The organism is Alteribacillus iranensis (assembly GCF_900113025.1).
GTDB lineage: Bacteria > Bacillota > Bacilli > Bacillales > Marinococcaceae > Alteribacillus_A > Alteribacillus_A iranensis.
Window position 1 is genome coordinate 211,305 of record NZ_FONT01000002.1, and the last position, 20,138, is coordinate 231,442.

Genomic DNA, 20,138 nt, shown 5'->3' on the forward strand with positions numbered 1-20,138 from the left:
CTACCAATGATAGGTGGTACGTTCAGAAATTCGGAGATAATATTCCCACTTCGCAAGTCCACTGAGCTGAAATGGCTTTCTTGTTCGTAATGTAGTTTCAGCGACATACAACATCGAAATGGTCGTAAACAAACCAGTCACCAACACCCAAAACACGAGGACTGGAAAACCAGCGTCTTTGCTCCCGAAAGCAAGACTAAGAACTCCTGCCCCAATACTTGAACCAGCAATAATGGCTACCCCATCCCAAAAGCTGATGTTCTCCACTTTTAATGCTGATTCTTCAAAACCGTTTTCTGGATTTATTTGCTGCTCACCGACATTTTTCTCATTGACTGCACCCATATCATAACCCCTCTCATGTTTGTCTGTTCCTCTTTAATAATTGCAAATACCGTGCCAGTTGTTATTATTTTTACAATTATCCGCTATGAAAGGGTTTACAGCAAGTCAGACGATCAGAAGAATCAATTAAATAAGGAATAAAAAATGACATTAAGGACCTTAAAGTTCCGATTTTATTTTAACAAAGGAACATAAAGTGCCTAATTTAAAAATTCTTCTACTGACGATATTAGTGGTTTCAAGTCGTACCCTTTTTTCTTCCATTGCTGGGTGACTTGAAGATATCCTTTTTTCTTTAAGGAGGTGATCAACTTTCTCACTTGACGTGTGCCGCACCGCAGATATTGAGAAAGCTCCCCCTCGGTCACATAAAACGTCCAGCCGTCAGATTCACAAGTGAACAGGACGCTGATCAAGCCCCATTCTCCATGAGTGATTCCTAATTCTCTGTAATGACGGGCTAGTTGATTGTATATGGAAGGCGTGGCCATTCCCGCGGACACGGAAGGCTCCGATTTGCTTAATGGAGGAAATTCTTCTCCTTTTTCTGTTGTCACGGTTTGTAAAAAGTCAGGCAGGTGCTTTGGTTCAATGTAATTAGTCTCAGCCATTACCATCGTTCTCTCCACGATATTTTGCAATTCCCTGATGTTCCCCGGCCAACCGTAATGGTAAAACCGATTATTGCTTTCCGGCGAAAACACTTTCGAACTATTAAATTTTCGATTAAATACATCCGTGAAATGAAGCACGAGCTGCAACAGATCTTCTAAACGATCGCGTAACGGAGGAATAAAGATAGGGACAACATTTAGACGGTAAAAGAGGTCTTTTCGAAAATTCCCTTCCTTGATCTCCGCTTCCAAATTACGATTCGTTGCCGCTATGACGCGAACGTCAATCGAGATCGGCGACGTACTTCCAATACGTATCACTTCTTGTTCCTGAAGCACTCGTAACAATTTCACTTGAAGCGCAGCAGGCATCTCCCCAATTTCGTCCAGAAAAATCGTGCCCCCATCCGCGGCTTCAAATAATCCTTGTTTTCCTTCACCGGACGCCCCCGTGAACGCCCCTCTCACGTAACCGAACAGCTCGGATTCCAATAAGTTTTCCGGTATGGATCCACAATTTATTTTCACGAAGGGCTGTTCCACGCGCTCACTCCATTTGTGAATATACTCTGCAATGACCTCTTTTCCGACCCCTGATTCACCTGTAATCAAAACGGTCGAATCAACCGGGGCAATTTTAAACACCGTCCACATGACAGTATTCATCACTTCACTGTTAAAAACAAAAGAAGGCATCGTCTTATCATATAGTAATTCATTCAAACGTTTGTTTTTCACTTTTTCATCAGACAGCTTTTTCTTCAATGAGTGAACCTCTGTAATATCTTCAGAAATACTTACGATACGTTTGATCGCTTCATCCTCGTCTTTAATGGGAATTCCAGTAACCATCAATGTCCTTCCATTCTTCGTCTCCTGGACAATTTGAACCTGCTCGCCTTGTTCCATCACAAGTCTCGTAGAAGAAGGGTTGATGATTCCTTCCTCTTCGACTTTTAATACACCTTTTTCAATAAAGTCTTCCCCTTCTGCAAAGAAGAGATCTTTCCATGAATCACTCACCCGTAACGCTCTTCCGCTTTTGTCGGAAACAAAAATAACTTCGCGGCATGTTTCTAAAATGGTTTGTAGATCTAATTCCATGTCTTGAAAGGCCTTGCTCTGTTGTAACAGTGGCATAGCTCTTTCTTCCAACAGAGAAATCTGAACCAAGTAAACCTTATTGTCGGACTGAAACGAAGCAGACTGTGTGATATGAGATCCATCGTTTCGGATGGGGTGGTGAATATCATTTGTATTGTCATCGATTTCATCAATTTTCATTTCGATGCCAAGGCTCTCCAAAGCTTTCCGTACTATCGAAACATCGAACTGACTCTCCATGTACTTTCAACCCCACTCTTCATTAGCTAATTATCTTATCTGTAATATACTACGTTTACATGATGACATGTACCCATACGTTTAGACCCTAGAGTAAGTGCGGCATGGGAACACTCTCATATACATCCAATAATAAATGAAGGCTGTCCCCTTTTGGACACCCTTCTACTTTACTTTATATTCATTCCTGTTTTTCTACTTTGCAGTGCTCTCTCATCCAATAAAAGAAATATAACAACAGTACTTATTTCTTCTTCTTTACCGTCTCCACATATTGAGAAAATCGCTCTTGGAAATTTCCTTGCAGCACTGATTCTTTTGCTAAAGCGATCGGATCTCCAGCGTGAACCTCTTCCTCGTAGGAGCATATTTTCACCAGCTCCCTCCTCGTGTAATCCGTCATATGTAACATCGCTTGCGCTCGAGTGACTGCTGTGTTGAAGCTATCGTCCTCTTCACTGATTTCATGAAGGAGCCCGTGATGTAATGATTGTTCGGTATCCATCAGTTGATTTGTTAAGACGAGGTGCCTTGCTTTGGAAGGGCCTATTTCATTGACCAATCGGTGCGTACCTAAAATGACACCAAATTGAGGGCCTGGGAACTTTATTTTTGTTTTTGAATTTCCAATTCGGTAATCACAGGCTATGGCAAGGTCAGCCCCCGCGCCAAAAGCAATTCCGTTGATCGCAGCTATGGTTAATTGCGGAAGCTTTGTTATGGTATCGAGGACGGTTGCTAACTTTTCAAAAAAACGAGCCGCCTCTTCATTGCTTTTCGTCTGAATTTCTTTTACATCCCCTCCTGCACAAAAAGCTTTTTCTAACGTGCTGTGGAGAATAAGAATCGACAATTTTTCATTGGATGCTACTTTTCCAAGCGTTTGATGCAATGCGTCAAGTAAATCTTCATTCACCGCATTTAAATTTTCCGGACGGTGAAGGGTCAAGCAGCCTATTTTTCCATTCTCGTATTCTTTGTAAAGGACTGGTTTCTCTTTCGTTTCATCGTGTACCAACTTTAAGACTTCCTTTCTCTTACGTCATCCTAATCTTTCTATTCTCTCTTTCATTTCAAGAACGAAGACAAAAAAACCTGCTGCAAAGACATAGAAAAAGAAGGCTGTCCCACCACACAGGACAACCTTCATGATTTTTTCGTTATTCTACAATCACTGTAATTTCTTTCGCTTCTTCCCAATCATAGGCATTAGGGATGATATTAATATATCCTGAGCCTGTTTTTGTAGCATACATCGTATATTGGTCTTCGAATTCAAACAGGGAACCATCCACTAGAACTCTTTCTGTTGTATCGTCGAGGAAAGTGGGCTCAAGTGTAATCCGCTGCCCTTTTTCCACGACAATTGGATCCGTATCTGGCGTCACATTGACTACTTTGCCATTTTTTAATCCATATTCTATGACAAAGGCTGGCGTTGCTTCCTCTTCTGCTTCTGCTTGTTCTTCACCAGCCAAACGCAGATCGTCATTCAACAGTCTTGATAGAATAATAGAAAATTGGGCCCGTGTTAATGGTTCATTCGGGTTAAAGCGAGTGTTGTTATCATAACCGGATATGATACCAAGGTTATATAACTGGTTAATTTCTCCTTGGCCCGTTGTATTTTCGGTGACATCACGGAAAGGTCCAGAGGCATCTGTTCCGAGAGAAAAAGCTTTCCCGAGAATCGCAGACATTTGGGCTCTTGTGATGGAGTTGTTCGGGCGGAATGTGCCATCCGGATAACCATTCAACACGTCGTTGGAACTAGCGTAGGCGATTGCATCGGCAGCATAATAATCGCTATCTACATCCGAGAAATCCGTTGCGGAAGAAGAAAGATCCCAGTCAAGGGCACGAGCGATCATGATTACTGCTTGCGCGCGCTTCAAGGAATCGTTGGGACGGAAAGTTCCATCGGGGTAACCGCCAATAATTCCTTCATCGGTAAGGTAAGAAATCTCGTCGTAGGCAAAATAATCATTTTCCACGTCAGCAAACAGTTTGTTGCCGTAAGTGACGGCGTCATTCACATTTTTCACCCGAAGACCGCTGCTCGTTTCGACAAGAGTCACTGTGCGAGTGCCAGCGGGACGAATCATCGGTCCATCACGGAACGGGAAATATTCTGAAACGATAATTTCATTGTCGGTATACTCCACATCCGTGCTGCTGTTGTAGCTAAATTCAGGAATAAAACCGATGAGAGCATCCGTCGGAATTATTTCCCATTGGCCAAACTGTTTCCAATACATCTCCTCAATAAAGAAATCCGTATACTCTCTTAAAAAATGTGAGGAAAACTCGTCCTGCAGCTCACGCTTTGTCTCAAACGGGCCTGGTGTATTCCATTGTTTATCGCTTGCTTCTTGTAAGAAGTCAAACACTTCTGCTCTTGAATAATCTGTTGTCTCTGCCGCTGCCTGACCAACCGCGGTGAAAGCTACCGCTAGCACCAGCAAGAGCGATACACATAGTCTTCTCATCATAATCCCCCTTATTATATCAATTCTTATGTACAGCTTCTTCTAGCCCCATCGAAGATCCTATCCCCAACAAAAATATTAGCACTATTTTCCTACACTCTCAACAATTTCTTACTCAAATACTAGAGCTAATTTTTAATAGAGTTTTCCTGCTAAGATTTAGACACTACCAATCGCCTGGCATATGTCTAGCACAAAAAATCCCAGAAAAACTGCGCTATAACGCAATTTTTCTAGGATTTATCTCCCTAATATATCTAAAATCAAAGTACTATAAACACCGTGTTTCTATTAGATGCTCACTATCTTCCTTCCTCTTACTTTCCCTTCTAAAATACTAGAAAGAGTGTCTGGTAATTCGTTCAAGGTAATTTCGTCACCGATGTCATGGAGATGCTGTTCGATTTTAAGGTCACTGGCTAGGCGTTTCCATACGCTCTGTCGCCGGTCCATCGGACAATTCACAGAATCGATCCCGACCAAGTTGACTCCTCTCAATATAAATGGAAAGACAGTCGTCGGTACCTTGGTTCCTGCTGTTAACCCGCTGACTGCGACGGAACCCCCGTACTTCATTGTGCTTAATATATAAGCGAGGGGTTCTCCTCCTACTGGATCTACAGCACCTGCCCAGCGCTGTTTATCGAGTGGTCTGATCTTTTCCGGCTTTAATTCATCCCGCGACATAACTTCAGAAGCGCCAATTCTTTTCAAGTAATCGACTTCCGATTCCGAGCCTGTGCTGGCCACCACTTCATATCCTAGTTTTGCGAGCATGGCAACAGCCATACTTCCTACTCCGCCTGTCGCTCCTGTAACTAGCACCGGACCACTATCCGGGGTAATCCCTTCTTCTTCCAAGCGCAACACAGAAAGGGCTGCCGTGAATCCGGCTGTCCCGAAAATCATCGATTCCTTCTGCGTAAGCCCTTCAGGTAACGGAACAATCCATTCTGCTGGTACACGGGCATACTCGCTGTATCCCCCGTGCTGGGAAACGCCTAACCCATAACTGGTTACTATCACTTCATCCCCGGAAGAAAACTGCGAGCTGCCAGGATCTTCTATCGTACCCGCCAAATCGATTCCGGGTACAATGGGATAAGTAGAGACGATATTTCCGTTCGGTATGCTCGCTAATCCATCTTTAAAATTGACGCTGGAATAACGAACTTTAATAAGTACTTCCCCCTCTGGAAGATCATCAGCTGTTAATTTCTGCAGGTTCACCGAAACATCCTTCTCCCCATTCTTATCAACTACCAATGCCTGAAATGTTTTCATATTCAGTACCTCCTCTTCCTTTATTTTTTAATAGGTAAGAATTCGGATAATTTCCCATAGATCTTTACCCTTCTTCTTTCTATTGTAACCTGTGACAGACAAGGCTGTCTCAAAGTGGCTATGCCCTTTTGAAACAGCCTTACTCATAGCTAAACTTTTATATTATCAGCCGCTTTTTCTTTTAAGACAACGAGTCCGTCTACTGCTCGGCAGCCTTTGTTTTCAGGCAGAACAAGCAAAGGATTGATGTCAATTTCTTCTATTTGATCACTATAGTCAAGTGCCAACTGAGATATCTTGACCAGTGTGTCCGCTAAAGCTTCCACGTCTCCTTTTGGCCGTCCACGATACCCTGAGAGCATCTTATTTAATTTCGTTTCCTGAATCATCGTAAGCGCATCTTCACGATCGATTGGAGCAATCCGTGTTGCATAATCTTGAAGCAATTCTACAAGCACCCCACCTGTTCCGATGACTAAGGCTGGACCGAAAAGGGGATCATTTTTCACTCCAATCAGGGCTTCCACCCCATCTTGGACCATTTCCTCTACTGCTACACCGCTGATGGCAGCATTCGGATGTTTCGCTTGAACAGAGGTCATGATGGCTTCAAAGGCCTGCATCACTTCCTCGCTATTTTTTAAATTCAGCTTGACTCCCCCAGCGTCTGACTTGTGAGGAACATCGGATGATTCTACTTTCATGACCACAGGATAGCCAATCGCATTTGCATAATCCACTGCCTCTCTTCCAGAAGTGGCTAGCTGTTTCTCTGCGATAGGTACGCCATATGATTTCAGAAGTTCCTGACTTTCCCTTTCTGTCAATACCCTTTTGTCAGGAAGCGGTGTGATAGTTTTTTTATTATACTCTCTGCTCTCTTTTAAGAGGTTATCCTCCCTGATGAGCTGCGAATACCAGCTCAAATTATTGATTGCAGTGAGTGCGGATCTCCCCCCAATTAATAGCGGCACACCGATTGCACTTAACTTGCTGCAGACTGATTTGTCGGCACCGCCTGCATTTGGGGTGAAGCAGATCATCGGTTTATCATATTTTTGTGAGTTTTCTTCTAAACTCTCCACAATCACTTGAGTCGCTTTATTATGTTTTAATGAGCTTTCATTAATATCCATCTGTGACACAGCAATCATATTAACCTGGTTGTCTTCGGCTAAGATACTGATACAGCTGGAGTATAAATCTTTATCGAGAGCGGCATTCCCTGTCGTATCAAGCGGATTCCCCATACTCCCGAATTCTGGGAGCACTTCTTTTAACCTTGATTTCGTAGCATCTGAAAACTCAGCAAATTGAATGCCTAAATCTTCACCGATATCTGCATACATGCCGGCTTCCCCGCCAGATGTTGTTGTTATCGCTAAATTAGGCCCGTTCATGAATTTCTTATTGGAAAACAAAACAGTCGTCTCTATGAGCTCATCAATGTCATCTACTCTTATAATACCTTTCTGCTTTAGCAAAGTATCAATGACTTGGTCACTTCCTGTCATACTTCCGGTGTGCGCTACTGCAGATTCTGCTGCTTTTTCAGATTTCCCTACTTTAAATACGATGATTGGCTTCCTGTTACGGTAAGCTGCTTCTGCCGCTTTAACAAAGCGCTCTGGATCTTTAATCCCTTCCAGAAAGCCAATGATGACATCCGTGTTAGGATCGTTGGCCAAGTATTCCAAGTAGTGACTACTGTTAACGACTGTTTCATTACCACTAGAAACGATGGAACTCAGACCCACACCTCTTTGACTCAATTCTCCCGCGATAGCGTGCATCAAGCCGCCACTTTGGAAGACCCCTCCGACGTTCCCACGCTGGAACCCATCAGGAAAGAAAAATCCATAGGAAGAAAAACGATGAGACGCATTAATGAGACCAAGACAATTAGGGCCACAGACAGCAAAGTTGTTTTCTTCTGAGAATCTAGCTAATTCTTCTGCTTTATCCTGGCCAGCTCCTCCTCCTTCGCCGAAACCGCTCGAGATAACAACCGCACTCGATGCCCCTTTTCGCTTCGCAGCCTCTAATGTAGGAAGGACATGGTCACCAGGAATACTAATATAGATCGATTGAATAGAACCAGGAATGTCATCCACCGTTGGATAACACGGTTTCCCATGAACACTTTCATATTTTGGATTAACGAAATAGATTTCTCCTTCATATCCAAGCTCCTGCAGGTTTCTGTATGCGAGTGTCGCTCTATTCTCTTTTGGAGAAACGCCAATGATCGCTACAGCCCGTGGCTTGAACATGGAATCTAAGTCATAATTCAAGTAACTCACCGAGATCCCTCCTCTTCTCATTCAAAATCTTTGTTCGCTTCTTGCAAGAACTTTTTCAATCCTTCGGTTTTGATTGCTTGCCCGACATCGGATACTTCTCGCTCTGTATTGAGGAAGAACATAGAGATCGCGGCTTCTAAGTTGTAATCAAGCGATTCTCTTATATTCATCATTTCGTAGATTTTGTTGATAGTCGTTTTCGTGATTTTTAAAGCAGACGGTGGAATTTTTGCCATTTTCTCCGCCATAGCAAGTGATTCTTCCATAAGGTCTTCCTGTGGTACCACTCGGTTAAATACTCCAATGCGATGGCCTTCCTCCGCATCGACAGAGTCTCCGGTGTATAAGAGTTCTTTTGCTTTTCTCATACCGAGCACCCAAGGCATCATCAAGGTAGGAGGGGCGGCACCGAAGCGGATTTCCGGCTCTCCGAATGTTACTTTATCTGACGCAATCGCTACATCTGCTGACAATACCCAGTCAGCTGCTCCTCCTAGGGCATACCCATCGACGGCAGCAATCACTGGCATTCTTAAGTTCCACATTTTCAGGGACACCGTAAGCATATCCTCGAGGTGGTCTCTCCACACTTCAGAAGGTTCTTCCCCAATCGGAGATGGCATGTCAAACACTTCTTTTAAATCCACCCCTGCAGAAAAGTTATTGCCAGCTCCAGTGAGGATGACGGCGTGTACTTCTTTGTTCTTGTCTGCTTCATCTAATGCTGCTTTTACATCAATCGTGATTTGTTTATTAATAGAATTAATTTGTTTTGGGCGGTCCATGGTTACGATCGCTACATTCCCTTTTACCTCATAATCTACCGTTTCGTACTTTTTTGTGATTTCCATCTTCATCAACCTTTCCTTTTTTAATTCTTAAAAATAGTTGAAATATTCTTCTTAAAAATTAATCTTTAAAATACCATTTCCAAAGAGAAAATCCTATTATAGCTAAACTGCCAATGAATCCATACAGCCAAACGGATAACATTTCATTTACAAAGATGGTCCTCACCCCTTCCCCATTACTCAGACCTCACCATGGTGTCGCGCGCTTCATAACTGTGATAATCCGTTTGCTCTTCTTCCCTTTCTTCCAAGGTCTGCGCCGGCGGTGATTTCAAGAGTTTGACCAATAGAAGCATCGTCCCAATTCCTATGAGCGTCGACCATGCTCCAGCGGCCATCGTGCTCGGTTCAATTCCACCGAAATATATAACGAAGTAAGAGACTAACCCAACTACCATTGAAATCTCTGCCGCTCGTGGTGAAGCTCTTTTCTTACCAAACACAGCATATAAAATGGGTCCCATCGTCCCTGCAGCTACCCCTGAGATTCCAATCCACATAACATCACCCATGTACTGCGGGGGCTGGAGTACGATAAGAAAAGCAGCAAGTCCTACCGCGACAACAGCAACGCGGCTGATCCATAAAGAGATGCGATTGACTTTTTCTTCATCGGCTTTGATAATCCCTCTTTTTACAAGAACCTTTCGATAAATATCATTAGCAAACACAGTAGACAGTACGACGAACAATCCATCGGTTGTCGACATCGCGGCAGCTAGAATAACAACTCCCATAAACGCTGCTACGATGGCTGGCGCAGCCCAAACGACGTATTCCATGAGAGCAAGGTCACTTGCTGACACTTGGTCCCCTAAACCCATACGACTGTAAATACCTCCGAAAAATACAACGAGACAAAGAGCGGTTGTCACCACATAGGTGAGGATCATTTTTCCCATATCTCGTTCATTTTTTAAGCCAAGCACTTTATTAAACAGCTGCGGGGCTGAAGCGAATGCCCACTGGATAATGACAGCCCCCGACACTGCTATCATGGAATAAAAATAAGTGGAATCTGGGTTGAACACTCTCGTCAGATTTCCGTCTTGCGATGCCAAATTGCTTGTTATGCCAGAGAATGTAGCAGTTATGCTTCCATCCCAAAATATGATGATCCCAGATACGAATACCGCTGTTCCGGCAATAGCCATCAAAACCGCTTGTACGGCATCCGTGTAAACATCGGCAAAAGCTCCTCCTGCAAATACGTATATAACAACGATGACTGCGATAATAACTAACCCTGTCGTATAAGAAAGCCCTAACATATACTCAAATATTCTAGCCCCTGCTGCAAACTGAGCAGCAATGTAGAAGAGATTAAAAAGTAGTATAAGACCGGTACCCACTCGTAAGAAATCACTGTTGTAAAAGTCACCTAGCCAATCCGGCAAAGACAGTGATTTTTGAGTCGTGTTTAACTTCCTTGCCTTTTTTGCCACCATCAAGACACCGATCGGTCCACCAGCCATCATCGCTAAAAACAGCCAGAGATTCGAATATCCCCATTCATGGGACCAACCAGGATAGCCTAAAAACGTCGCTGCACTAAAATAAGTAGCAGCAAATGACAGACCTAACACATACGGACCTAAGTTTCCTCCGCCAATCGCAAAGTCACTGACATTCTTCGTCTTCCTCGCACTGACATATCCAAGAAGCATCATCACGACTAAAAATAAGGCAAATCCAACCCACATATAGGTTCTTAATGCGTCCATATGATTCTCCCTTCTACAAATGATGAAGTAGAAACTCTCTTATGCTAAAGGGGAGGGGGAGTCTTCTCCCCTCCGATGTTATTTACTTTTCAACGACTAGTTCTGGGATCAGGTTCACTGATTCAGCAATAGTTGCACGGTTTGGTGATGTTTCCATTACTTTTTCGTGAATCTCTTTGAAGTCTTCTTCCGTTCCATCTCCTTTGACGCGAATCTTGTATTTCACGTCTTTCATTCCAATGGGGGAATCTGGATTGACTTCTAAAAACCCTCTTAGATCCAAACCACCTTCGATATCAATCTCCAGCTTTTCGAGCTTAATGCCCTTCACCGCTGCACCGACCGTGTAGCCGACCAGCATACAAGCGCCCATTCCACCGAGCAAATACTCTTGAGGAGTTGGCTGTGTGTCTTCTCCTAATAGTTGTGGCGGCTCATCTACCTCGTAAGAAAAATTCCTTTCCAGCTTCTGATCTCCTAGTGTAATCCCTTGTGTGGTGACCCGCGATTTCGTGCCTCCGAGCCATTCCAAGTTCACTTTGTAATCAATCATTGCATCGTTCGCACTTTTTCCAATTACCTTTCGATATTCTTGAAGCCCTTCTACATTAATTCCATTTAACATTTCTTCTACTTGATTACTCATTCGTTCCATTCCTCCTATAATTAATGAATATATTTATTACCATGAAGTACGTTCTCATAGTGAGCTAAGGGGTGATAATCCTTGCTGTCAAAGTAGCAAAACATATCTGTAACCATGTTGTCTGTGACATCTTCGAGGCGTTTGTACGTCCACTGAGGGTTACGATCTTTGTCAACGAGTACACTACGGACTCCTTCATAAAAATCCGGATTATCCATGAAGTTCATACTTAATTCCATTTCCATCTGAAAACAGTCTAGAACGCTGGCATGTTCTCCTCTTACGATCTGCTCTAAGGTGGTTTTTAAAGATAAGGCTGATAAACCTCGTATGGTTTGAAGTGTTTTTTCTGCCCATTTGTCGTTTCGTTCCGCAGATAAAGACTCGATGATTTTTTCGACTTTGTTATGCCGAAAGTGTTTGTCGATCTTTCCCTGAATCGATTGAAGGGAGAAGACATCGGTTTTTTCTGAAAAACGGCTAATAATCGCCTTTACTTTTTCGTTCACATCCCCTTCTCTGAAATCTGCTTCTTCCAATTCCTTGACGAAAGGGCCCCATTGTCTTGACGGAACAAGGTCATCCGCTGCTCTTGCATATATCACATCCTCTGCTTTAATGACAGTCGATGTAAGGGCTAAGTATCTTCCAAGATAGCCTGGCATTTGGTTTAAGAAAAAGCTGGCACCGACATCAGGGAAAAAGCCGATATTCATCTCAGGCATCGCCCATTTCGTGTTATCACTTACAATTCTGTAAGTCGTCCCTTCTGAAATACCGACCCCACCGCCCATGACGATCCCGTTCATTAAGGTGAGCACAGGCTTCGGATAGTGCCTCAATAAAAGATCCATCTTATATTCGACTCCGAAGAACTGAACAGCCATCTCTTTTACATTTGATTCTTTTGCCTCGTACAGTGAACGTATATCACCTCCTGCACAGAATCCTTTTTCACCTTCGCCAGCCAAGCACAGCAGTTTTACCTCCTCATCTTCCCTCCATTTACGGAGAGTGGTATAAATACTCTCCACCATCTCAACATTTAAGGAATTCAATGCTTTCGGCCGATTTAATCGGATCCAGCCAACCCCATTTCTCTTTTCGGTGATAACTGGTGCATGTTCTTCCGCCATATAACTGCTCCTTCCAAACTATCCATTAAGTGTCTTTAAATACTGGCTTTCTTTTTTCGATGAAGGCAGTGACCCCTTCTTGCATATCTTCTGTCTCAAATAAACCACCGAATAAGTGAGCTTCCTCCTGGAGCCCTTCGGTAAGCCCATTGTTCAATCCGTTTGTTACCGCTTTCAAAGTGGCTGCAACCGAGGAGGCACTTTTTTGAGTAGCAATTGTCTCTGCCCATTGCCGCGCCTCTTGTAAAACGTCTTCTTTATCGACTGACTTATTGACGATTCCTAGTTTTTCTGCTTCCTCGCCTTTTACGTTTTTACTGAGTAAAATCAACTCAAGTGCTTTAGCTTTATTCGTTAAACGAGGCAGTCTCTGTGTGCCTCCGAACCCGGGAATTAAGCCTAAATTTAATTCCGGCTGACCGATGACCGCTTCATGCGAAGCAATCCTCATATGGCAACTCATCGCTAGTTCCAGCCCGCCCCCTAAGCAAGCCCCATTAATGGCCGCAATCACCGGGATCGACAGGTTTTCGATTTTCTGAAAGACCGCTTGGGCTTCTTCAGCCATTGTCTTTCCAACTTCAGCCTTGTTAAACCCATCTTGAAATTCTTTAATATCTGCTCCTGCTATAAAAAACTTACCTTCTCCTGTAAGAAGGATCGCTTTTACATTTTCCTGTGAAGCCAAGTGATCGATACAACTCGATAATTCACGTATCGTTTCCGTATTGAGCGCGTTAGCGGGTGGATTATTGATGTAAACTATTGCATACGATTCCTCTACTTCCACTTTTATCTTTTCAAAATTCACGGCATTCGCTTGAGCCAATATTTAACACCCTTTCAAATTATATTGACCGGTCAGTCTAACTATCGACGTGATTATTTTGACCGGTCGGTTTAATTTTGTAAATTTATTATAATTCCAAATTGAGACAGGAGTCAACCCATTTTTTAATTTTTCTAAATTTAAATTATCCGGTCAACTTTTTCCCTAGGGCTTTTTTATGGAAATAGTAAGTTTTTTACCTTTATGGAAAGGAGCGAGGGGCGAACATCTTTGTTGTTATCTATGAAATTGAATTCCCCAAAAAAGCGGGAGGTACTCTCCTCTCAGCGACAAGCACCGATGCCCCGTCGAGGAGACTTTACCACCGCAGTGCGAAATGATTCTGCCTTAAAGCGATGGCATGTAAAGCTGTACAGTACGCCATAAAAGTTATACCTTTACCTTGTAAAAAGAGAAAGCTCTTGGACAGAACATCCAAAAGCCTTCCTTCGACAGATCGTCTATACTACGGATCCGCCTGATATTTTAATAGATTCTCCAACGACATTGGTGGCTATTCCTGTGAGGAGGAAGCCGGTAATATTCGCAATTTCTTCAGGTTGAGTGAGCGCTCCGGACGGGATCGTGTTGGAGGTAATTTTCTTTTGCTCCTCGTAGGAAATATTATTTTCTCTCGCTTTGTATTCAATCACGTCGCGTGCCATTTGGCCTTCCACGAATCCAGGACAAATCGCATTCACATTGATGTTATGCTGAATGGCTTCGAGCGCAAGGGACTGGGTAAAGCCAATTAAAGCGAATTTACTGGAGGCATACATGGCATTGCCGATTGTGCCGCGAAGCCCGGACAACGAAGCAATATTAACGATCGATCCACTTTCGTTAGGAATCATCTTTTTGTACACCAGCTGCGTGAGTAGAACTGTAGACGTGAAATTTACTGTCATCACATGGTGAAGCATTTCTTCGGTCATATCGGTCACCATGCTTCTTTTCACGACGCCCGCACAATTCACGAGACCATGGATAGAGCCGTTCTTTCTCTCCATCGCATCCACCATTCGTTCTCGATCGGCAGCATCATTTAATTCAGCAGGCTGGATGAAAATGTTCTCTTCTCTTGCAGAGCGTTCCGGTTCCGCCTTCAGCTTGTTTAATTTATCTTCATTGCGGCCTGTAAGAGACACTTTAGCCCCCATGGCAGTAACCACTTTCGCAATCTCCCCGCCGATATCGCCCGTCGCTCCCGTGATGATCACATGTTTCCCAGATAAAGCGGTATCAGAAAAAATCATGATGTATCCCATCCTTTGCATTGGTTTGTATGTAGATGTGAACCTATCATAACAAAGGGAGGGGAAGAGAAACATGTGAGAAAGGAAGGAGGAGAACAAAATGGCGTAAGCATTGATAGGGTCTCGGAAGAAAATGTCGTTGAAAAATAGGAAATTCATTCATCCTGAGAATTCGTGACATGGATGGGATCCTCCGTAGGCTCAAGGGAAATATTCGAGGTCATTAGTTCCCTTAAATATTTATTTCTATGCCGCTAAGTTACTTATACTAGCGAAAACCATATTTGGTTGACCTCGACATGCTTTTTACCATTAGGTAGGGCATTAACCTAGGGCAGTAGTGCCCTTGGTTGGTAGTTTGATTGTATCAAGGGTGATAACGAGCACCATTGGTTACACTACAATTCAAATCCTCCGTATCAATGTCATTATTTTATTTTAAATAAGACTGGATCATGGATACTGAAGTAACTTTAGTCAAACTTTCTGAAGTAATAGAGTAGATTATGATCTGGAGATTGCAAGAGCTATAGGTAGATCAGAGGAAAATGCCAACCTGGGTTAAATGTTTCTATTGTAACTTGGAGTAAAAGTCAGACACATATCCCTTAGGTTGCTCTTTAATTTGGAACTATCCCTAAAAGAGGCCAATAGAAATAAGCTATTATTAATAACGATGGTATCATAATCAAAAATAAGAAAAAACCAGATGTAAAGAGATCATGGATGGAATATATACCTAAGGAGTAAGTCATCAAATTTGACGGACTTTGTGTTGGCAAAAAATAACCCATGGAGCAAGTGATAAAAACAATTTGAGCTAACCATATAGGATTTATGGATAGAGTTTGTGCGACACTAATGGATAAAGGTAAAAATACCGCAGTAATTCCTAGCATGTTAGCAAACCCAAGACGAAACAAGCTCACAAGAAGTATCATAACAATTGCCGCTAGAAGTGGAGAATTCTCTGGTAAAAAGTGTAATAACCCTTTTGCTATCCAGTCTGCTGTGCCATTGGACTGGAAAGCGTCCGCTAATGCATAGGCGGAACCGAATAAAATTATCACATCCCAATGTATGGCTTGGCTCGCATCTTTCCAGCTTTGTACGCCAACTTTTGGCAGACAAGAAATGATGCCAACAAACATTGCTGTCACAGGTACGGTATATCCATGTAAAGGTTCTGTCATCCACCCAATTAACATAAAGGCACTGAGTATAGAAAGTTTTTTCTCCTGTACGGATATTTTTCCTATTTCCGCTAATTTTTCAATGATATATAATTTGCCACTTCCCCACCCAGCCTGTTTCATAGGATACTTTTTCACTAAGATTATCCATATACTCATCAATCCGACTATGGTTAATGGGGCATGAACAATAATCCAGTATAAATACGTCCATTTGAAACCAGTTATCAATTCGATTGTGGAGGCTGCATAAATCGACGAACTAGAGCCAGTTATCAAAGCAAACGACATGACGGTTGAGGATAATGTGACGGCTAACAACACACTTTTGGAAAATGACTGTCCATTGTTATTGACCTTTACTACCTCAATTAACCCAGTACAGACTGGAAGAATCATGGCGATTCTTCCTGCTCCAGTCGGAATTATTATTCCTAGGACCATTAAGGTAACGATCACAACAAATACACACGCGGTAATGTTTCCTTTGACAAAGGATAAGATATGAAGGGCGATCCGTCTTCCTAAACCAGTCGTCTCAAATCCAGAGGCAATAATATACGTTGCGACTAGTAACCAGACAAATGGTTGGGCATACCCTTGTAAACCTTCTGAAAACGTTTTAATACCCACGATTTCTAAATAAATTAAAATTATAAGAGATATGATCGGTTGTGGCCACACACCTAACGCCCAGCCACTTAAGGCAAAAATTAATACTATTAACATCAGCGCATGATGTGTTGGTACTATGAAAATAAGTAACCAGCTCAAACTATTTAAAATATAAAATAAGCTTCTACTATTTACAAGGCATTTCATTTTGATTTATACCTAGATTATTTCTAGATTTTGATGATAGAGCTTGCCTTTTTCAACATAGCTGTTTGCACCTTTTTTTATTCTTAACATTTGTTCACTAGATAATTTTTTCACTATTTTAGCGGGAGTACCAACTGCTAGCATCCCTGCCTCAACCACCATGCCTTCTGTGATAAGAGCGCCTGCTGCCACAAGGGCGCCTTTTTGAATAATGGCTCCATTTAATACAGAAGCACCCATACCGATGAGAGCCCCATCTTCAATCGTGCAACCATGGATAATCGCATTGTGACCAATCACTGCATCCTTGCCAATGGCTACCGGGAATCCAGGGTCTACATGTATAACCGCTCCATCTTGAATATTAGATCTTTCTCCAATTTTTATTGAAGTATTGTCCCCCCGTACAACCGCGTTAAACCAAATACTCGCATTCTGTTCGATCGTTACATCTCCAATTACATGCGCCCCAGGGGCAATGTAAACACTGTCGTGGATAGTAGGTTCTTTCTTATTTAATCGATATTGCATATATTAGTCCTCCTCTTCTGGTAACTTCTTCAAGTTTCTATTTGCTGACTCCCATGCTTTGTGAATATGATTCTCAGCAGCTTCTTTTGCTCTTTCTGGATTTTTCGCGATAATCTCTATAATTAGTTTCTCGTGTTCCTTAAAAACTTCGTATTTCCTTTCACTATCAATCCATGAAGTAGCTCGTATGAGAGCAATTGGACTAGCAAGTGTCCTTCTTAGTCGATCAAGGACCTCATTATCTGCTATTTTAAATATATAATCATGAAGGGAATTATTAAGTTTTATGATGGCTTCATCCCCTTGATCTTCCCTATGAATAAGCACTTTCTCCATCCTATTTATAAAATCTTCTAACACTTGGGTCTCTTCTTGTTTTATGTTTTCCGCAGCTAATTTAGCTCCAAGCCCTTCTAATACCGCTCTTGTCTGATAATAATTGCTGATATCTTTTTCTTTTAACTTACGGACATACATACCACGATGGGGTTTTGCTTCTACCAACCCTTCTTCTTGTAATCTGATAAGCGCATCTCGAATCGGAGTTCTGCTTACTTGTAAATCTTCAGATAATTGTTTGAGTAACAAATGATCACCAGGCTTATACTTTCCCGCTGAGATATCAGCTTTTAGTTTTTCGTAGGTTGCAGTGGTGACTGTTTTATGAATTACCCGCATAGTGTTTATTACTTCTCCTTCCGTTCTTCCTCTATTAAAATATTATATTAACTATATCATAGACAGTTTTACACAGTGTGTCTCCTAAAGAGATATATCTTTACTGCTATCTTTTTTTCTTCCATCTTTAAGAAATTTAATAGCGGGCAAAACAACTATAAATACAATAACTAGAACTAAAATAAGTGATATAGGCCGTTGTACAAAAATTCCTAGACTGCCTCCAGACGTTATCAAAGTTTGTCGTAATGTATCCTCCGCCATCGGTCCAAGGACTAAAGCAAGAACGAGGGCAGCCGGCGAGAAATTATACAGCTTCATAAACAGACCAATCAGTCCAAAGGCAAGCATAATCCATGTCTCGACTATACTACCATGCAAGCTGTATGTACCGATTGTACAAAGTATTAAAATAACTGGTATCATTAGTTTATAAGGTACTTGCATGATTTTTATAAAGAGCGGAATGGCAAATATATTAACTAAAATAAGAATCACATTTCCTAGATACATGCTCGAAATCAAACCCCAGGCGAATTCTGGTTCATTTTCCATCATAAGTGGTCCAGGTTGCAGTCCCCACATTAAAAATGCCCCTAATAATACTGCTGTTGCTCCCGATCCCGGTATCCCTAATGTCAGTAGTGGAATCATAGCTCCAGCTGAGGCCGCGTTGTTTGCTGACTCTGGTGCGACAAGACCCGGCATGTATCCTTTTCCAAACTTATCCGAGAATTTTGATACTTTTTTCTCTAATGAATAGGATAATAGTGAAGCTACAGTTGCCCCCGCGCCAGGTAACATCCCAACGAAGAAACCTAAAACAGACCCTCTTGCAAATGTTCCTTTACTTTCTGACCATTCTCGTTTATTCGGCCAAAAAGTTTCCTTATCTTTAAATGAAACTGCTTGTTTTCTTTCTTCTTTATGAGTTCCTTTATAAATAGAGTAGAATAGCTCTCCAAGACCAAATAATCCAATAGCTACTGGGAGAAAATAAATCCCATTAATCAATTCAGGATGACCATAAGTAAATCGCTGTGCTCCTGTGATGACATCCACACCAACAAGTGATACCGCTAAGCCTAGAAGTGCTGAAATAGCACCGTTAACTTTGTTATCCCCCATGACCACTATTAACGCTAATAGTCCAATTGTTATGATCAGAAAGAATTCTGGGGGACCAAAGGATTTTGCAAAGTTTGCAAATGCAGGGGCAAACCCTGAGATTAGTAGGACACCTATTGTTCCGCCTATAAAGGATGCGGCTGCCTGCATCACAAGTGCTGGCCCTATTCTCCCGCGTTTGGCTAAGGGAAAACCATCAAAGGTACTAGCAACTGTGGCCGATTCACCAGGAGTATTTATAAGAATCGATGTGATCGTTCCTCCATACATAGATCCATAATAAATACCAGCTAACATTATTACGGCTGTAATAGGGTCCATTGAAAAAGTTAACGAAAGTAAAACTGCAATGCCAGCGGTAGGTCCGAATCCCGGTATTATACCGACAATCATACCGACAAATGCACCGACTATCAGAAATAGGAGATTAATAGGTGTAACTGCTACTGACAGGCCCAATAATAAATTATCTAGTATTTCCAAGATGTTCCCTCCTCTCTTTTACAATCCAAAAATGCCTTTTGGAAATCCTGCGTTCAGCCAAACATCTAGAAGCAGATATGTTCCGACTGGGATAGTGATGGATATAATGGTATTAAGTACAAGTTTTTCTCTGTTTAAAATAAAAAGCAAGGCAAACACATAGATAACCATCCCTATGACAGCACCTAAAATGTTAAGTAAGAATATAAACAGAAACGTAACGGCGAAAACTAGAAATAACGTAGTTAATTGATTGGATTTCAAATCTTCTTGTTCCAATCTTTGCTTGATTGCTTTAAAAAGAGTAATCGCTGTGAATACTATCAAAAGAAAACCTATCCAGAGTGGGAAAAAACCTGGTCCAAACTGTCCTGAGCTGGTCATGTAGTCGTATTCATATGCCTGTACCGTGAAATAAATGGAAAATAAAAACAAAAATACAGAAAATATAATCCTCATGAACTATCTCCCTCAATCTTTTA

At 42.0% G+C, this 20,138-nt stretch carries 17 protein-coding genes; all 17 read right to left on the minus strand.

Annotated features, from left to right (window positions below):
- A complete protein-coding gene (locus tag BM095_RS16840; protein ID WP_281243866.1) occupies window positions 1-345 on the minus strand; it encodes an aromatic amino acid transport family protein in 345 nt (114 codons plus the stop codon).
- A 200-nt stretch (window positions 346-545) separates the two neighbouring features.
- Window positions 546-2,303: a sigma-54 interaction domain-containing protein gene (locus BM095_RS05060; RefSeq protein WP_091658405.1), complete on the minus strand. Its 1,758-nt coding sequence runs from the start codon at window positions 2,301-2,303 to the stop codon at window positions 546-548.
- A 244-nt stretch (window positions 2,304-2,547) separates the two neighbouring features.
- On the minus strand, window positions 2,548-3,321 hold the full coding sequence (locus tag BM095_RS05065; protein ID WP_091658407.1) for an enoyl-CoA hydratase/isomerase family protein: 774 nt from the start codon (window positions 3,319-3,321) through the stop codon (window positions 2,548-2,550).
- A 142-nt stretch (window positions 3,322-3,463) separates the two neighbouring features.
- Complete coding sequence (locus BM095_RS05070; protein WP_177194699.1) at window positions 3,464-4,792, minus strand: DUF3993 domain-containing protein; 1,329 nt, start codon at window positions 4,790-4,792, stop codon at window positions 3,464-3,466.
- Window positions 4,793-5,083: 291 nt separating this feature from the next.
- Window positions 5,084-6,076, minus strand: coding sequence for an NADPH:quinone oxidoreductase family protein (locus BM095_RS05075; protein ID WP_091658416.1), 993 nt, complete (start codon window positions 6,074-6,076; stop codon window positions 5,084-5,086).
- 149 nt (window positions 6,077-6,225) lie between these two features.
- The gene (locus tag BM095_RS05080; RefSeq protein WP_177194700.1) at window positions 6,226-8,379 is read right to left on the minus strand and encodes an acetate--CoA ligase family protein; all 2,154 of its coding nucleotides are present in this window, start codon (window positions 8,377-8,379) and stop codon (window positions 6,226-6,228) included.
- Window positions 8,380-8,396: 17 nt separating this feature from the next.
- Window positions 8,397-9,230, minus strand: a complete 834-nt coding sequence (locus BM095_RS05085; protein WP_177194701.1) for an enoyl-CoA hydratase/isomerase family protein — start codon at window positions 9,228-9,230, stop codon at window positions 8,397-8,399.
- 176 nt (window positions 9,231-9,406) lie between these two features.
- A complete protein-coding gene (locus BM095_RS05090; protein ID WP_091658424.1) occupies window positions 9,407-10,954 on the minus strand; it encodes a sodium:solute symporter family protein in 1,548 nt (515 codons plus the stop codon).
- A gap of 82 nt (window positions 10,955-11,036) precedes the next feature.
- Window positions 11,037-11,600 (minus strand): OsmC family protein, encoded by a 564-nt coding sequence (locus BM095_RS05095; RefSeq protein ID WP_177194702.1) that lies wholly within the window; start codon window positions 11,598-11,600, stop codon window positions 11,037-11,039.
- 20 nt (window positions 11,601-11,620) lie between these two features.
- Window positions 11,621-12,736 carry an enoyl-CoA hydratase/isomerase family protein gene (locus BM095_RS05100; RefSeq protein WP_091658428.1) on the minus strand — a complete coding sequence of 372 codons (1,116 nt, stop codon included), beginning with the start codon at window positions 12,734-12,736 and terminating at the stop codon, window positions 11,621-11,623.
- 25 nt (window positions 12,737-12,761) lie between these two features.
- Window positions 12,762-13,565: an enoyl-CoA hydratase gene (locus BM095_RS05105; protein ID WP_245757816.1), complete on the minus strand. Its 804-nt coding sequence runs from the start codon at window positions 13,563-13,565 to the stop codon at window positions 12,762-12,764.
- A 461-nt stretch (window positions 13,566-14,026) separates the two neighbouring features.
- Window positions 14,027-14,821, minus strand: coding sequence for an SDR family NAD(P)-dependent oxidoreductase (locus tag BM095_RS05110; RefSeq protein WP_245757817.1), 795 nt, complete (start codon window positions 14,819-14,821; stop codon window positions 14,027-14,029).
- A 620-nt stretch (window positions 14,822-15,441) separates the two neighbouring features.
- A complete protein-coding gene (locus BM095_RS05115; protein ID WP_091658429.1) occupies window positions 15,442-16,836 on the minus strand; it encodes an SLC13 family permease in 1,395 nt (464 codons plus the stop codon).
- Window positions 16,837-16,848: 12 nt separating this feature from the next.
- Complete coding sequence (locus BM095_RS05120; RefSeq protein WP_091658431.1) at window positions 16,849-17,367, minus strand: gamma carbonic anhydrase family protein; 519 nt, start codon at window positions 17,365-17,367, stop codon at window positions 16,849-16,851.
- A 3-nt stretch (window positions 17,368-17,370) separates the two neighbouring features.
- Window positions 17,371-18,045: a GntR family transcriptional regulator gene (locus BM095_RS05125; RefSeq protein ID WP_091658434.1), complete on the minus strand. Its 675-nt coding sequence runs from the start codon at window positions 18,043-18,045 to the stop codon at window positions 17,371-17,373.
- Between the two features lie 84 nt (window positions 18,046-18,129).
- On the minus strand, window positions 18,130-19,656 hold the full coding sequence (locus BM095_RS05130; protein WP_091658437.1) for a tripartite tricarboxylate transporter permease: 1,527 nt from the start codon (window positions 19,654-19,656) through the stop codon (window positions 18,130-18,132).
- Window positions 19,657-19,674: 18 nt separating this feature from the next.
- Window positions 19,675-20,115, minus strand: a complete 441-nt coding sequence (locus BM095_RS05135; protein ID WP_091658440.1) for a tripartite tricarboxylate transporter TctB family protein — start codon at window positions 20,113-20,115, stop codon at window positions 19,675-19,677.
- Window positions 20,116-20,138 lie beyond the last annotated feature (23 nt).

What these genes read in the sequence shown, in the direction of transcription:
- BM095_RS16840 (WP_281243866.1), bottom strand. Translation starts at nt 345, where the DNA reads ATGGGTGCAGTCAATGAGAAAAATGTCGGTGAGCAGCAAATAAATCCA.
- BM095_RS05060 (WP_091658405.1), bottom strand. Translation starts at nt 2,303, where the DNA reads ATGGAGAGTCAGTTCGATGTTTCGATAGTACGGAAAGCTTTGGAGAGC.
- BM095_RS05070 (WP_177194699.1), bottom strand. Translation starts at nt 4,792, where the DNA reads ATGAGAAGACTATGTGTATCGCTCTTGCTGGTGCTAGCGGTAGCTTTC.
- BM095_RS05075 (WP_091658416.1), bottom strand. Translation starts at nt 6,076, where the DNA reads ATGAAAACATTTCAGGCATTGGTAGTTGATAAGAATGGGGAGAAGGAT.
- BM095_RS05085 (WP_177194701.1), bottom strand. Translation starts at nt 9,230, where the DNA reads ATGGAAATCACAAAAAAGTACGAAACGGTAGATTATGAGGTAAAAGGG.
- BM095_RS05090 (WP_091658424.1), bottom strand. Translation starts at nt 10,954, where the DNA reads ATGGACGCATTAAGAACCTATATGTGGGTTGGATTTGCCTTATTTTTA.
- BM095_RS05095 (WP_177194702.1), bottom strand. Translation starts at nt 11,600, where the DNA reads ATGAGTAATCAAGTAGAAGAAATGTTAAATGGAATTAATGTAGAAGGG.
- BM095_RS05100 (WP_091658428.1), bottom strand. Translation starts at nt 12,736, where the DNA reads ATGGCGGAAGAACATGCACCAGTTATCACCGAAAAGAGAAATGGGGTT.
- BM095_RS05110 (WP_245757817.1), bottom strand. Translation starts at nt 14,821, where the DNA reads ATGATTTTTTCTGATACCGCTTTATCTGGGAAACATGTGATCATCACG.
- BM095_RS05115 (WP_091658429.1), bottom strand. Translation starts at nt 16,836, where the DNA reads ATGAAATGCCTTGTAAATAGTAGAAGCTTATTTTATATTTTAAATAGT.
- BM095_RS05120 (WP_091658431.1), bottom strand. Translation starts at nt 17,367, where the DNA reads ATGCAATATCGATTAAATAAGAAAGAACCTACTATCCACGACAGTGTT.
- BM095_RS05125 (WP_091658434.1), bottom strand. Translation starts at nt 18,045, where the DNA reads ATGCGGGTAATTCATAAAACAGTCACCACTGCAACCTACGAAAAACTA.
- BM095_RS05135 (WP_091658440.1), bottom strand. Translation starts at nt 20,115, where the DNA reads ATGAGGATTATATTTTCTGTATTTTTGTTTTTATTTTCCATTTATTTC.